General features: G+C 46.2%; 8 protein-coding genes. 3 read left to right on the top strand and 5 right to left on the bottom strand.

What is annotated here, in order from left to right; genetic code table 11:
- Positions 1-102: 102 nt before the first annotated feature.
- The 3 genes from CPIN_RS08815 to CPIN_RS08825 all read right to left on the bottom strand — a co-directional run bounded on the left by CPIN_RS08815 (position 103) and on the right by CPIN_RS08825 (position 5,769).
- Positions 103-2,502, bottom strand: coding sequence for a glycoside hydrolase family 2 protein (locus tag CPIN_RS08815; RefSeq protein ID WP_012789422.1), 2,400 nt, complete (start codon positions 2,500-2,502; stop codon positions 103-105).
- Between the two features lie 243 nt (positions 2,503-2,745).
- Positions 2,746-4,476, bottom strand: coding sequence for a family 43 glycosylhydrolase (locus tag CPIN_RS08820; RefSeq protein WP_012789423.1), 1,731 nt, complete (start codon positions 4,474-4,476; stop codon positions 2,746-2,748).
- A 420-nt stretch (positions 4,477-4,896) separates the two neighbouring features.
- Positions 4,897-5,769, bottom strand: a complete 873-nt coding sequence (locus CPIN_RS08825; RefSeq protein ID WP_012789424.1) for a TIGR02452 family protein — start codon at positions 5,767-5,769, stop codon at positions 4,897-4,899.
- A 120-nt stretch (positions 5,770-5,889) separates the two neighbouring features.
- Between CPIN_RS08825 and CPIN_RS08830 the strand changes: the two genes are divergently transcribed.
- The 3 genes from CPIN_RS08830 to CPIN_RS08840 all read left to right on the top strand — a co-directional run bounded on the left by CPIN_RS08830 (position 5,890) and on the right by CPIN_RS08840 (position 11,026).
- Positions 5,890-6,900, top strand: coding sequence for a metallophosphoesterase (locus CPIN_RS08830; protein WP_012789425.1), 1,011 nt, complete (start codon positions 5,890-5,892; stop codon positions 6,898-6,900).
- Positions 6,901-7,207: 307 nt separating this feature from the next.
- Complete coding sequence (locus tag CPIN_RS08835) at positions 7,208-8,926, top strand: alpha-keto acid decarboxylase family protein (protein ID WP_012789426.1); 1,719 nt, start codon at positions 7,208-7,210, stop codon at positions 8,924-8,926.
- Between the two features lie 39 nt (positions 8,927-8,965).
- Complete coding sequence (locus tag CPIN_RS08840; RefSeq protein WP_012789427.1) at positions 8,966-11,026, top strand: flavin monoamine oxidase family protein; 2,061 nt, start codon at positions 8,966-8,968, stop codon at positions 11,024-11,026.
- A gap of 103 nt (positions 11,027-11,129) precedes the next feature.
- On the opposite strand, the gene CPIN_RS08845 is transcribed toward CPIN_RS08840, so the two are convergent.
- Positions 11,130-11,729, bottom strand: a complete 600-nt coding sequence (locus CPIN_RS08845; protein WP_012789428.1) for a hypothetical protein — start codon at positions 11,727-11,729, stop codon at positions 11,130-11,132.
- Positions 11,730-11,867: 138 nt separating this feature from the next.
- Positions 11,868-13,373 carry a hypothetical protein gene (locus CPIN_RS08850; RefSeq protein WP_012789429.1) on the bottom strand — a complete coding sequence of 502 codons (1,506 nt, stop codon included), beginning with the start codon at positions 13,371-13,373 and terminating at the stop codon, positions 11,868-11,870.
- Between the last annotated feature and the right edge of the window lie 28 nt (positions 13,374-13,401).

Raw genomic sequence — 13,401 nt, forward strand, 5'->3', positions numbered from 1 at the left:
GTACAGGGGGCTAACCAATTCTTAATTCTTAATTCCTAATTCCTAATTAAAAAAGGGCCGGTCCAGAAGAACCAGCCCTTTCCTGTTGTTGTCTTTTAATAATTATTGGTTCTTATTGTTGTCAATAGCCTGACGGAACATATTTCTTTCCTGTTCAGGAATGTTCTGTCCGTATTTTTCCAGGTAGGTATTTGCTGCGGAAGCATAGTTAGACCAGTCCTGTTTATTGAAAGTATACACGGTTTTGGCACGCAGATAGATCTCGTCACCCGGATCGCCATAAGGTTTAATGCTGTTGGCAATAGCTGACCAGTCAGGATCTGCACTCTTCTGCAATACAGGGTCGATCACGTCTTTGAATACGATATTCATCAGTTTCACAGTCACCGGTCTTTTCTCTAACTGAGGATTGCTGGATTGCAATTGTTGCTGTAATACAGCAAAACCTTTGTCTTTTGTACTGTTGGTGAACTGAAGGATCAGATCCAGCTGTTCAGGCGTATAAGGAGCGTGTAATGAGGCAATATAGGCACTGCCGGCCAGGTTAGCGCCTTCTTTATCGCCAGCCTGTTTTGCCATCATAGCGAGCTTGAAGAGGAATGAGGCATCGCGGCGGCCCCCTACGTATTCCTGCAGCATTTTACTGTAGGCGACGATCGGGTCGGTCAGGTCTGCATTCATGGCGGTTACCTGTGGTACAGTACCCAGATCAGGGTTCAGTGATGCATGGATACTACGCATCTGCTCAAACGGGATTTTAACCACTTCACGGTCGTACGTTAATAAGCCGTTCTGCTCACCTTCCACATCAAAAGGCTGTGTATAGATTGAGCCGGACAAGCCATCTGCTTCCAGCAGTTTCAGGTGCTGGTTCATGATGTTATATTTAGCCGCCAGTGCAGCTGGTTTTTCCTGTATATATCCCCAGGCGCTGCCGGTATTCCATTGGTGTTCAGGAATGAATACACCGATACCGCCAAACTCACCCAATACCCTTGCTTTACCTGGTTCTGCGGGTGCGTTCATCGGGTCAGGGTAGGAGTGTACGTCGGTCATATCTGCACTTACCCATGCATTCGGAGACGGGCTGCGCAGTTGTTCATTTACATACAGCATTTCACCGGAGTGACCATTTACGATACGGGAAGGATCCGCGCTTTTCACCCATTCAGTGATACGCTGCTGATCATAGGCACCCCATTTCTCATTAAAGATTACCCAGGTAGTGATAGAAGGGTAATTATGCAGTTGTTCCAGCGTTTCTTTGGTTTCTTTCTCATACTCCGCTTTAGCGCCTTCCGGTAATCCCTGGTTAGGATTCACGAAATCCTGCCATACCAGCATCCCCAGTTTGTCTGTATGATAATACCAGCGGGCTGGTTCAACCTTGATATGTTTACGGATGGTATTAAAACCCATTGCTTTAATGGCTTCAATATCAAATTTCAGCGCATTATCGGTAGGGGCGGTGTACAGTCCGTCAGGCCAGAAACCCTGATCCAGGGTACCCAGATTGAAGTATGGTTTGTTATTCAGGAAGATGCGGTCAACGCCTTTTTCATCTTTCTGAATGGCGATTTTACGCATCCCGAAGTAGCTTTTTACTTCATCAACTGTTTTGCCGCCTTTGCTGAGTTTTACGGTGAGATCATACAGGAAAGGGCTGGCAGGAGACCACAGTTTCGCGTTCTTCACAGGCAGTTTCAATGGTACGCCTGCTTTGCCTTTTATTTTGCTGACTTCTGTGCCGTTATCAGTGGCGATCAGTTCTACATTAGTACCTGCCGGCGCGTTTACGCTCACGTTCAGGACGTTTTTGTCTACGTCGGGAGTAAGGGTCAGTCCTGCGATATAGGCTGCAGGCACTGTTTCCATCCAGACGGTCTGCCAGATACCGGAAGAAGGTGTATAATAGATATTAGCCGGGTTCAGTACCTGTTTACCGTGAGGGCCAATGCCTTCACTGGTAGGGTCATAAACCTTTACTACAATTTCATTTTCTCCGTCTTTCAGGGCAGCGGTAATATCCTGTGAGAAAGACTGATAACCGCCAGCGTGTGTACCTGTTTCTTTACCGTTTACATAGACAGTCGCCTGCCAGTCTACGGCGCCGAAATGTAATAACACGTGTTCGCCGTTTTTCAGAGGCGTTTGTACAAATGTGCGCTTGTACCAGAGGTGTTGTGTAGGCAGCAGCGGCTTTTTTACGCCTGAAAGTGCAGATTCCAGCGGAAACGGCACGAGTATCTGATCCGCAAAGGCGGATGGCATGGCGGCGTCTTTGGGGGTAATGGTATATTGCCACAGGCCATTCAGGTTTTGCCAGTTCTCACGCACCATCTGTGGGCGAGGGTACTCCGGGAGGACATTGGTTGGGGATACTTCCTGTGCCCAACGGGTTTTGATTGTTGAGGACTGTGCTTTCCAGCCGGTCTGCGCCATAACGCCCTGACCAAGCACGACACTTAATAAACATACACTAGCAGTCTTAATCAGATTCATTGCTGTAATTGATTGGTTTTTAATTGATTTAGTTGTTGTGGAACCAAGCTTCCGCCTCAGTGTAATCGATTACGCAGCGTTAGATAAAAGATCATCGTTGAGGTATAACACTAATAAGTATTTATTGCTGAAATGGTAACGTGCGAATTCGTCGTCCTGTCTGCGGATGCGATTGTTTTGGTCTTAACTTTTCTGGTCGTTCGAAAGACCAAGATACTAAAATTTAACTAAAATCATTGATAATCACTCAATTTTAATCACCGGACTCCTTTTGCCAATGCCATTTTCACCCAGGGCCTCTATGGAAAAATAATAGGTCGTTGTTTTGTCCAGCGCTTTCAGGTAGTACTCGCTGGCATTATATACCATAATGCTGCTGTATAGTTTGTCAGGGGCGATACCATAGTAGATATTATAGGCATAAGCATCATTGGAAGGGTACCATTTCAGCCAGGCATTTCGTTTATCAGATTGCTGACGCAGTACCATGAAATTATTTACTGCTGCCGGTACCGGTCCGTTTCCTTTACCGAATATCCTTAATCCGCTGATGGCGAATTTACCATTGGCCATGTGGATATTTTCCAGTTTGATATAACGGGTTTTAACAGGCTGGGTGAGTGCTATATAGTCATGCGGCACATCCGTTTTGTTCCGGCTTTTGTCACATAAAAGCTGCCATTTTTTGCCATCTGTTGAGTGCCATAAACGGTATTGGTGATAGATATCGGTCCGTTTCCCCAGGATATCGGCATCCTGATCGGCATAATTGATCTGGATGGCGTGTACGGTCGCTGTTTGTCCCAGGTCTGTCTGTATCCATTCACCCGGATTGGCAGTAGTAGCGCACCAGTATGTTTTAATGTTTTCGTCTACCGCATTATTTGCAGCAAAAGCACCATAAGTGGAAGAAACAGAGACCGGGTGCTGATAATTCAAGAGCATCCAGCCGGTAAATTGTCCGCTTTCGGGCTCTCCCGGAAGATAATGTGGATAATCGCCAAAGGCCGTATTACAATAGAGAATACCATCCTTGTCAAATCCGGCAGGCCAAATTCCGATCCTTCTTTCGAAGTTATTCTTCACATTCACCACAATCGTTGATACATGCCACCAACGCTTGTTTTTATCCTGAAAGGTAGCACCATGACCAGCGCCCCGGGCAAAGCCACCCGGTTTATAACTAAAAGGGTTATGCGCCTGATAACTAAAAGGTCCCAGCGGATGATCACTGACATATACGCCATCTGCATAACCGCTGAATTCAGTGCCGGGAGCGCCGTACTGAAGGTAATACCTGCCATTGTGTTTATTCATCCAGGCGCCTTCCATAAAAGGCGACATGAAGTTGTTGTCGTTATACTCTCCAAAACGTTCCCATCCATGTTGGTCGTCATGCAGACGGATAAGATCCTGTCGTGCCCCGGTAGGTTGCAGCGTATGCCGGTCTACTTCCTGTCCGTATAAGGGATAAGTATTACTGGACCCATGATAGAGATACAGGCGATTGTCGTCATCCAGAAAAAAGGCCGGATCCCAGGCGCCGGCACGGAATGAATCTACCGCTTCTGTCCAGTCGTCCGTACGGGGATGGGTGCTCATCCATATAGGGAAATTCTTTTCATAAGTCGACCCGATGACCAATAGCGTATCGCCTGATACAAAGACCGTAGGTGCGCATAATTCGTCATACACCTTGTGATAAGGTTTGAGAAATTTCCGGGGTACGAAATGCCAGTCAGACATATCACTGCTCCACCAGTAGCCCCACTGATTAGTAGAAAACAGGTAATAATCGCCTTTAAATAAAGTAATGACAGGGTCCGCAGTAGCCCGGTGCCGGCCGGCTTCTGAAAAGTTAGGAATAGGGGTAAAACCGTAGTCGATATTGATGGGGTTGCAGTAAGTGCGTTGCCGGGCATTTCCCGTAGTGAAGAAACATAGCAGGGAAATGAGGTAGATTGTATTTTTCATAACCAGCCCTTTTGATGCAGTATTAAAATTAAGAAAAACAAGGGCATGGGAGTAGGTTGATTTCCGTTCAGATAAGGCTTAGATATTTACTATCCTACGTTCATCCTACGTTCGTGAACGTAAGATGAACGTAGGATAAGCATTATTAAAACGGCATCTGGTAAACCTCTCTGCATGAAAAAAGGTGTACCGGGAATATACCGATACACCTTTCTGGGGTCTGATGGATAATGATGCTCCCCGGAAGACAAAGAAAAATGTACCTGTCAGGGAGGGAATCTGGCCATTTTCGTGCCCGATTCCTATATTGATACTCCGGAGATGCGTCGTGTATGCGTCGTATATATCCCATATAGCAGGTTTGTACGGGTGCATTTTGATCCACGTGTGAGACAAACATCCGGTCCGGAAGTTCCGGGGTTAAACAACAGGGGTGAAAGGACGGCTGAACTCTTTTATAAAAGCGTCTTTGCTTTGCTTTTTCTCCGATGGATCATAGATCGCAAAAACTACTCTTTTGAAGGCATGTCGGTATACCTCATTATGCAACAGATGATGGGCAAACCAGGCCGCTACATCGGTCGTTTTATTCCTGAATACACCACAACCCCAGGCGCCAAGGATAAGGGTGCTTTGTTTATTGACAACAGCTACTGCTAACAGTTTCTCAATTCTTTCCAGCATCACTGCTTCTATTCTGTGTGCATTATTTGGCTGATTTTCAATCAGTGCGCCCCTGTTGACAGCCGGGGAAGTAATGATGGACACAAAATAGGGACGTTCAATCAGCTGATCTTCATCATTTCTGAATACCGGTACCAGCGGCGAGTAAATCATATGATCCGAGTACAGCAGATTGCCATCTGCACGGTTGAAATGATACATCGCAGGATTCGCTTTCAGCGATGTATACAGTCCGCTGGCCCTCGCCAGACTCTCCTCTTGCGCCTGTGCGCCACCCAGGAAACCACCACCAGGGTTTTTCGCAGAGGCGAAATTCAGACAACAGACATCTTCCAGTCCTTCTTCCCGGATCAGTCTTGCAGCAGCGGCGAAGGTCGTTTCTGCAGTCACTTCGAAGGTGCAGCTTGCCGCAACCGGTGTCTGCAACAGCTTGTCTCTTGCAATCAGTACGTTTTCAAAATCATCAGGGGTATAATGAATTGTGTTATCTACTGTGTATTGCAGTTCCGCACTGATATCTATCAGCTCATTCTTAGGGTTTCTGTACTGACCCGTGCTTAAAATATCCAGGGTCTCATAAGCGATCGCCACTCTTTCATTTTTGTTCATAGTGGGTTTATTTTACTTTGTGTTAATTCGACACAAAGAGAAATCTTTTTGCTGAAACAGACAAATTATTTTTCCCGAAAGGCGTAATTTTCCGGCTCTAACCTTACCCTATACTGCAATATGAGCCGCACATTCGTCGTAGGAGATATCCATGGTTGTTTTGATGAACTGATACAACTGACTGATCTGATGGGACTACAGCCCGAAGACCTGTTGCTTTCCGTAGGAGATATCGTGGACCGTGGGGCAAAATCCCGGGAGGTATATGAATACTTCCGGAACAGACCAAACAGTAAAGTGCTGATGGGTAACCACGAACGTAAACACCTGAACGGTGTGCTGAGTTATGCACAGGAAATCGTAAAACTGCAGTTCGGAGAAAGATACCCGGCATTCCTGGAGTGGTGTGCGACACTGGAATATTTTCATGAAACGCCAGAAGCCATCATCGTACATGCCGCCTTTGAGCATGATGTTCCCTTATCAGCCCAACGGGAAGAAGTGTTATGTGGTGCTACTGCCGGAGAACGTTACCTGGAAAAGAAATATGGTACTGCACCGGAATGGGTGAATCTTTATCCGGGTAATAAGCCTCTGATATATGGTCATCACGTCACCGGTGCACTACCCGAAATAAAGAACAATACCTGGGGAATCGATACCGGAGCCTGTCATGCAGGTTATCTTACTGCGATAGAATTACCAGGGTTTATCATACACCAGGTGAAAGTGGAACGTGATTACTGGAAAGAAGAGCAGGTGACCTGGCAGATACCGGTACTCAAATCGAAGGACTGGGAAAACATGACCTTTGAGCAGATACAGAAACAACTGGAAAAACTGGCCTACATAGAAGTGCCGGAAGTAAAGGGATACCTGTCTGCCATTGCGCAATGGTCTGCCCGTTTATCTGCGATGTATCCGGCACTGATAACAGGGATAGGGGTGTTTGTGCAACAACTGACGGAGACACACGGAGAACAGTTCTCCATAGTAGCCAATCAGTATGCCTTCAAAACATACCTGTTTAAAAGCAAGGCAGGGAATCTGAAAGTAGCAGATATGGAAAAGAGTTTGAATACGCCGGCTAAAATAATAGCATTGGCAGCCGCCCTCGGAATGTCGCTATAAGACAATGCGTAATAAAACGATGTTTTTTGTTTTTAAACAAATTTGCCATAATTTCAGTTCGTGGGATCATAATCACAACGACTCAGAATAATCTATACTATACTCAAAATCGACCTCAGAGAATTAATCAATTCAATTCACATTTGAACGTACGATGTAGCTGCACCACAGCGCTTCGTGTTTTTTGCTGCGGAATTCAATAACTGGTGAAATTATTTTATTTGTTGCAGGTAGCCGGCATGATATGCCCGGACATGTTTGCTATTGCCCATAGTATTCCTCGAATGATCATCGTAAACCACAACTCATGCAAAACGAAACATTTACCGTCGCGGATTATTTATTAACCCGGCTTAGACAATTGAATGTTACAGAAGTCTTCCAGATCCCCGGAGATTATGTAAAGCACTTTACACAAACATTGGAACATTTCCCCGGCGTGAATGCGGTTGGCGCTATCAATGAACTGGATGCTGCTTATGCTGCGGATGCATATGGCCGTACCCGTGGACTGGGCGCTGTATCCCTGCAATATGGGGTAAGTACTTTCATTGCATTAAACGCAATCGGTGGCGCTTATGTGGAGCGGAGTCCCGTTGTGGTTATTTCTGCTACTCCCGGAGCTGATGCAAGACAGATCACAAAGATGTATGACGTGTTGTATCATCACTCAACCGGTAATCTTGCTGCGGATCAGGAAGTCTATGATCAGGTAACCGTTGCTTGTGAAACACTGAGTACTTCAGCAGGGGCTGCGGAAAAGATTGATCAGCTGATCGTAGCTGCCCTGACCTATAAGCGGCCGGTATTCATTGAGTGTTACAAAGAAGTATGGGGAGAACCCTGCGTACGTCCTTCAGAAACACCACTGGAAGCGATCAAATTCGTAAGCGAACCACTGGCGCTGGAGAACGCAGTCAATACAGCATGGGCACAGCTGACAGCGGCACAGAAACCCCTGATCTTTGCAGGCGTGGAAGTATTACGTCACGGACTTTCCCCGCTTTTACAGGAACTGATCGACGTCAGCGGATATCTTTACACCACCACCAGTTTGGGTAAAACGGTCCTGGATGAAGGTGGTAATAAATTTATCGGCACTTATTCTGACCAGGCTTCTATCGAAAGCGTACGTAACCTGGTGGCGGAATCGGATTGTTTCCTGACACTGGGTACTATTATCACAGATGACTATCTGTGGTTCATAGAAAACAAGTACGCAGATATGGTACTGGCTACTACCGAACTCGTAAGAGTGGGGTACTTCATCTATGAAGAAGTGACCATGGAAGATTTCATGCGTGCACTGATCGACCGTTTCAAACTACACGGGGCGCCTTATCCCTTGAATGTAACAGCGCCGCCACAGCCGCCTTACCCCGAACCATGGATCTCCAATTCGGATCCTGTTTTTGATGTGGAACCGCACGTCCTCACGTACAACCGCTTCTTCCAGCATACCATGAAATTCCTGAATGACCAGAATATGCTGCGAGATATCGTCTGGACATTTGGGATCAGCTCTGCCATGTATGTAGCAACCAATGCTTACGGATTACCACAGAACAGTTTTCTCTCTTCAGCTGCCTGGCAGATCATCGGTTATGAAACCGGCGCTACTACCGGTGCACAGCTGGGTAGTGGTAAAAGGGCATGGGCTGTAGCAGGTGACGGCGGCTTTATGACGGTATGCCAGTCGTTATCCACATTGGCCAGAAATAACCTCAATGCAGTCGTATTTGTAATGAGTAATGCGGTATATGCTATCGAACAGGTATACGTGAATATGGATGCCTTTAAACCGGGTCCGGAACACAAATTCGATACGTTCGATCTCCTGCCGAAATGGGATTACATCGCGCTGGCACAGGCATTTGGTGCACAAGGCTTCCGGGTTACTACGGTAAAGGAACTGGAAGACCTGCTCCCTACTATCGCTGCAATAACTAATCAGCCGGCACTGGTAGAAGTCGTTATTCCTCAGAAAGACCTGCCTGGACAGATGCGTCGTCTTGGCCTTGAATAATCTAGCTCACATTTTCTCACCTTCAAATCACCACACAAAATGGCTAAAACATATTCAATTTTTGGCGCCGGAGCAGCAGGACTTTATACTGCCTGGCGATTGCTGAACGGTAAAGTCAGAGATACCGGTGCAAAGGCAAAACAGCTGACTGCCGGCGATACACTGGACCTCATTGATTTCGGGCATTATGCCTTCAATGACAAAAATAAAGGTACGCGTGAACCAGGTGCACGTGTATGTACATGGCATTATAAAAACGATCCGGATAATTCTTACCTGGAAGTAGGTGGGATGCGTTATTCCTACTGGAATGGGGATAATGACGGCAAAGCCGGTGGACACCGCCTGGTAACCACCGTCATCAAAAAACTCGGTCTGGATAAATACGCCGTACCTTTTAATGAATCCACCAATCCGCTGTATTATCTGCGTACAAAGAATATGTACCTGAACCAGATCTCTTCGAATAATCCTGCCCCTTATAATGTAGATAACTACGGTGCTGCAGCGTCTCCAGATACCGGTTTTAACATCGTGGAAAACCTGGCGGTGACTGCTCATTCTGGTCCGCAGACAAGAGCCGAATGGTGTAACTTCTACGCCAACGGTGTGATCAAGGTCAATATGCCGGACGGATCCGCCTTCAAAAAAGGGGATAAATTAAGCGATATCGGTTACTGGAACCTGATGTTTGATCAATTGGGAACGGAGGGCTTCAATTACACTTCAGACGGTAACGGATATAGCTCTAACGTAATCAACTGGAACTCAGCGGTCGCATTCCAGGCAAACAATGAATTTACACCGGGCACGGAGTACAAGACATTGACAAAGGGCTATTCTTACATGTTTACCGCCCTGTTTAACGCCATCGAAGACCTGGCGAAGGAGAAGGGTGTAATACTGAATTATAAGCATAATACGCGCCTGCATTCCATTTTGCAGGTGGGCGACAAGATCAGATATACGACGGCTTCCCGCGAGAACCCCAACAAGAAGAACGGCGTCTTTGAGACAGATGCTGCCTGGATGGCCATGTCCCGTGCGCCGATCGAAAAAGTAGCGCAGGCTACGCGTTACGAAGATCTGGAGGGTGCAGTCGATGTACTGAATACCTCCAAAGTACAGCTCTATCTGGAATCGGCTATTTTACAGCCATCCTACAAAATAGGTATGTTCTTCCATGAGCCATGGTGGGCAGATAATGCAAAGACCCCGCCGACCTATCCTGCACAGATCAATGGTTATGAAATCACTCAGGATGTGATCGAGCAACTGAGAAAAGCAGGTTTTCCGGAGCAATATCTGACGGATATTAAAAAGAACACCGACATCTTTGAAACGCCATTTGCATCTACTGATACCTTTGTGAAGGCAGTGGAACTGGCGGTGAATCAAAGACTGACAGTAGAGCAGGAAAAGCAATTACTGCTGGCTGCACATCGCAATACGATCGGACCAAGCGTAACAGATATGCCGATTCGCCAGGTTGTTTATTTCGGGGATAATGCCCTGAATAAAGAGGCGAAAAAAGTGTATGGTTTGCTGGCCGCTTATGATGATGAAACATATGCCAGCTTCTGGAAAGGGATGGAACTGGGACCGAACCAACCGCGTCTCAGACCTACTTCTGAGGACTTCCAGACACTGGACGGACCGAGGGAACCATCCAAAGCAATGATCAAAATGCTGCGTACGCAACTTGCAGCCGTGCATTTTGGTCCGCAGTCAGACTATACTTTTGTTCCTGAGCCATTGGAAACAAGGTTCATGGACTGGTCCTTACCGCCTTTCAATGCCGGCTATCATGCCTGGGCAGCGCACTATGATGTATGCGATGTACAACAGAAGATCCGTAAGCCATCGTCACTCAATCCGGGGCAGGACGCAAATATCTTCATCGTAGGAGAAGCGTATTCCAATGACCAGGCCTGGGTAGAAGGTGCTTATTGTACAGCGGAATCCGTACTGAATGACTTCTTCGGAATAGAACCACTGATCGATGATGCGGAATATCCGTTCATCTGTCCATATGTACAACCAGAAAAAGAGAAGGAGAAGAAAAGTAATAAAAACGTGGAGGCAGCTGAGATTGTCTAAGCCGTCTTGCATCCTATAAAAGGCGCCGCTTCCATGGGTATTAAAAAGAACAGGTGTTGTATCATTTTTATTGATACAACACCTGTTGCTATTTGAGCAGGTCTTATTTCGGAGCGACTACGCTTTTCGCGTCTGCCAGTTTTAGTGAGAATCGTGTAATAGAATCATTAATCCCTACATATTTCTCCTTCAGGAATTCCTTTCTTCTACGGTCAAGATTGTCCATAGTCAGAGAATCCGTGATGGTAGTCAGACTTTCCTTATACCGGTTGAATCTTTCATGTTGTACCGGATTGTGTTCTCCGTCAATGTACTTCTGTAAGGTATCCAGGTAGCTGTTTTGCCTGGTTTTTACTTCGCCGGCCAGCGGACTATCCATATTCCGGGAAAGACTGTCAGACAGCAGTTTAGCTTTCTGGGCAGCAGTCAGGATATTCACCACCGTATCTTTACTCTTGATCAGGGCTGCCTGATCGGAGATCACGTTATTTTTATAAGAAGTCGTCATGAAGGTAAAAACGCCGACGGTCACTGTCATGATAAAACAAACCAGCATATAGCGGTTGATCATCTTGATGATATTGGGATTAACGTTGGGTAGGGGCACCAGACTACTGATCAGTTTATATGCCAGATACATCAACAAAAAGCCAAATCCGGACAGGCCGGTTCCTAATATCTGTACGATATCTAAATTATCCATTGGTATAGGTTTGAAATTCAATCTCAGGTCAAATATAGAATATTTCGAATGTATTATTCAATAGCCTGTTAGGAATGAGTATAAAAAGAAACAGCCCGAAAACGGGCCGTAACTTGTTTTTTCTCATTTATTACCGTCCTACTTTTTCTGTTTATCAATTTTCTGAATGATCTTTTTTCCAGGATAGCTGGCGTTGAACATCGAAAACGTATAGTCGGCCGCAAACTTCGGATTGGTATCACTTGGAATAGGCGCAATCTGTGTGAACCGGTGGCAGCCGGTACAGGTTTGCGACTGAATGTAAGTTTCCATCGTAGTGTTTGCGACTGGCTGGTCTTTCGGAGACGGCGCCATACCGAGCGGATGTAAAGGCTGTATCTGCGGCTTTTCCGGGATACTTGGCGGTGGCGTTTTGGTCGACCATAGTACATTGACCAGGTGGTAATGTGACCATATAGACCCTGCATAGTTTTTGTCGATATACGCATGCAGTTTTTTATTCACCAGCTTCGCCAATGTATCTATCGGGAACTGTCTTTTTACCTGAATAGGAACAGGACCCATGCCACGGCAGAGATAGTAGGGCGGCGCCTGGTTAGGCAATGATGAGAAGGTAACAGTGGTATCTTTATTATTACAGCCGCTGGTCACTTTGACGGTGGGCGGCTTGTAATCAGGACTATAGAAATTGTACGCAATGGAAGTCGTATCCGCCTGATTCATATCCGGCGCATTCGCTTCATGTTCAAAAGTTGTCCACACCCATTGTGGCTGAGAAGTGGTTTTCTGGAGAATATGTAATCCGACAAGTGCTACAAGTGCATAACGGTAAGTGCCTGTTTTAATATCTTCTACAACTGCTTTGGATAATTTATAGGTTTTCCACTTAGGATTATCCGGATCAGTCACTTCCAGCCAGGCAGATTTTACTTCTACTGCACCGGTAGGGCCGTTATAGGCGCCGGACGGGAATACGATAGGTACGCCTTTATTCACCGCTTCATGTTGCTTATAAGCATCGTAGAATTTATTGTTTACAATATAGTTATACTCATCCTGGTTGAAATGAATGGCGTACCATACATTCGTTCCGTTCTGTGCACCCAGCCAGGCAGGGCTGAACTGAGGCTGTGCTTCTTCCGTATTCATACTATCCAGGAACATCGGTAAACCATCAAATTTACTGGTCATACTCAGCAGGAGCGTAGCTTCCTTCATACGTTCGTCCTTAGCCAGTGCGTCTTTCGGCAGATTTAAGTGTTCCCTTAGCTGTGTCCAGGGGCGGGGAGCAGCACCATCAGACGGATATAACTCTTCTGAAGTGATATAGTTCTCCCATTGTACCGGAGCAGTACTGCCAGGTTGACCGAAAAAGTCGCCTTGTGTAGGCCAGTTTAATGTGACGAATTCCCACCAGCCGAAACAATTGGCATTTACCTGGTTAGTAAACAATCCCGCAGGAAGATCTCCGGGAACATTGTTATTGAACGGAATACTTACGCTGTCGCTGCATCGGCAGGAGCCGGCATCATCAGCTTGCGCTGTTGGCGTTTTCTTTTCAGTGTTGTTTGCGCAGGAGAAATAAATAACCGCTGTAACGGGCAAAATCAGCAGCCATATCTTTCTATTGAATATGTACTTCATTTTACTATGTGGATTTGGGTGTGATGTT

It is taken from the genome of Chitinophaga pinensis DSM 2588 (assembly GCF_000024005.1).
Lineage (GTDB): Bacteria > Bacteroidota > Bacteroidia > Chitinophagales > Chitinophagaceae > Chitinophaga > Chitinophaga pinensis.

Excerpts from the sequence above, each read along its gene's own strand:
- CPIN_RS08825 (WP_012789424.1), bottom strand. The coding sequence starts at position 5,769 with ATGAACAAAAATGAAAGAGTGGCGATCGCTTATGAGACCCTGGATATT.
- CPIN_RS08820 (WP_012789423.1), bottom strand. The coding sequence starts at position 4,476 with ATGAAAAATACAATCTACCTCATTTCCCTGCTATGTTTCTTCACTACG.
- CPIN_RS08840 (WP_012789427.1), top strand. The coding sequence starts at position 8,966 with ATGGCTAAAACATATTCAATTTTTGGCGCCGGAGCAGCAGGACTTTAT.
- CPIN_RS08850 (WP_012789429.1), bottom strand. The coding sequence starts at position 13,373 with ATGAAGTACATATTCAATAGAAAGATATGGCTGCTGATTTTGCCCGTT.
- CPIN_RS08815 (WP_012789422.1), bottom strand. The coding sequence starts at position 2,502 with ATGAATCTGATTAAGACTGCTAGTGTATGTTTATTAAGTGTCGTGCTT.
- CPIN_RS08835 (WP_012789426.1), top strand. The coding sequence starts at position 7,208 with ATGCAAAACGAAACATTTACCGTCGCGGATTATTTATTAACCCGGCTT.
- CPIN_RS08830 (WP_012789425.1), top strand. The coding sequence starts at position 5,890 with ATGAGCCGCACATTCGTCGTAGGAGATATCCATGGTTGTTTTGATGAA.
- CPIN_RS08845 (WP_012789428.1), bottom strand. The coding sequence starts at position 11,729 with ATGGATAATTTAGATATCGTACAGATATTAGGAACCGGCCTGTCCGGA.